Genomic DNA, 1,696 nt, shown 5'->3' with positions numbered 1-1,696 from the left:
GCCCACTCGCTCGCCGACGCGATCGACGCCACCGGGCAGGCCGTGGGCGTGCCCGTGTTCGCCGGGTCCCTGCGGTCGGCGCCCGACGAGCTGTTCGACGCACTCGGGACGCTCGACGCGCTGATCGTCACGGTCCTGGCCGCCGGCGGAACCACGCCCGGAGCGGTGAGCGCGGGCGGCGAGGACGAGACGTGGGACGTCGAACGGATCGCCACGCTCGACATCCCGGTGCTGCAGGGACTGTGCCTGACGTGGAGTCGGGAGGACTGGGAGGCCTCCGACGACGGCGTCAATCCTCTGGACTCGGCCAACCAGATCGCGATCCCCGAGTTCGACGGCCGGATCATCACCGCGCCGTTCTCCTTCAAGGAGATCGACGCCGACGGGCTGCCCCGGTACGTCGCCGACCCCGAACGCTGCGCCCGCGTCGCGGGGATCGCGGTCTCGCACGCCCGGCTGCGTCACGTTCCCGCGGCCGACCGCCGGATCGCCCTGGTGCTCTCGGCCTACCCGACCAAGCACTCCCGGATCGGCAACGCGGTCGGCCTGGACACCCCGGTCTCGACCATCCGACTGCTGCGCCGCATGCGCGACGAGGGTTACGACCTGGGCCCCGACGACGGCCCGATCGCCCGGTTCCTCGACACCACCGGGGACTACGCCGACGACACCGCCGCCGGCGACGCCCTGATCCACGCCCTGATCGCCGCGGGCGGACAGGACGAGGAGTGGCTGACGAACGCCCAGCTCACCGACAGTCACGTGCGGATCTCCACCGACGACTACCTCCGCTGGACGGCGGACCTGCCCGAGTCGCTGCGCTCGGAGATGGCCGAGGCCTGGGGGCAGGCTCCCGGTCAGCTGTTCGTCAACGACGCCGGCGAGATCGTCCTGGCCACCATCCAGGCCGGCAATGTCGTCCTGTTGATCCAGCCGCCCCGCGGGTTCGGTGAGAACCCGGTGGCGATTTACCACGATCCCGAGCTGGCGCCCTCCCACCACTACCTGGCCGCCTACCGGTGGCTCGCGCGGGGTTTCGGCGCCCACGCGCTGGTCCACATCGGCAAGCACGGTTCGCTGGAGTGGCTCCCGGGCAAGAACGCCGCGCTGTCGGCGGCGTGCGCGACCGACGCGGCGATCGCCGACATGCCGTTGATCTACCCGTTCCTGGTCAACGACCCCGGGGAGGGCGCCCAGGCCAAGCGCCGGGCCCACGCCACGATCGTCGACCACCTGGTGCCGCCGATGGCCCGCGCCGAGTCCTACGGCGACATCGCCCGCCTCGAGCAACTGTTGGACGAGTACGGCAACATCGCGTCCATGGACCCGGCCAAGCTGCCGGCCATCCGCGCGCAGATCTGGACCCTCATGCGGTCGGCCCACATGCACGAGGACCTGGGCCTGGAGCAGCAGCCCGGGGACGAGGAGTTCGACGACTTCTTGCTCCACGTGGACGGCTGGCTGTGCGAGATCAAGGACGTCCAGATCCGCGACGGCCTGCACGTGCTGGGCCAGGCTCCGGCCGGCGAGGCGAGGGTGAACCTGGTGCTCGCCATCCTGCGGGCCTCCCAGGTGTGGGGCGGTGAGTTCGGCGCCGTTCCCGGTCTGCGCCGCGCCCTCGGGCTGGGGGAGGACGCCCCGACCCAGGAGGTCGACCGCGTGGAGGCCCAGGCGCGGGCGCTGGTCGAGGACATGG

Annotated in this window: 1 protein-coding gene; it reads left to right on the top strand. The window is 71.8% G+C overall.

All coding sequences use genetic code 11. The features are described 5' to 3' along the window. Positions 1–1,696, top strand: a 1,696-nt coding sequence (locus G6027_RS14520; protein ID WP_182637792.1) for a cobaltochelatase subunit CobN, incomplete at both ends; no start/stop codon positions are given.

The organism is Dietzia sp. SLG310A2-38A2 (genome assembly GCF_014145095.1).
Classification (GTDB): domain Bacteria; phylum Actinomycetota; class Actinomycetes; order Mycobacteriales; family Mycobacteriaceae; genus Dietzia.
This window is presented reverse-complemented; position numbering and strand designations above follow the sequence as displayed.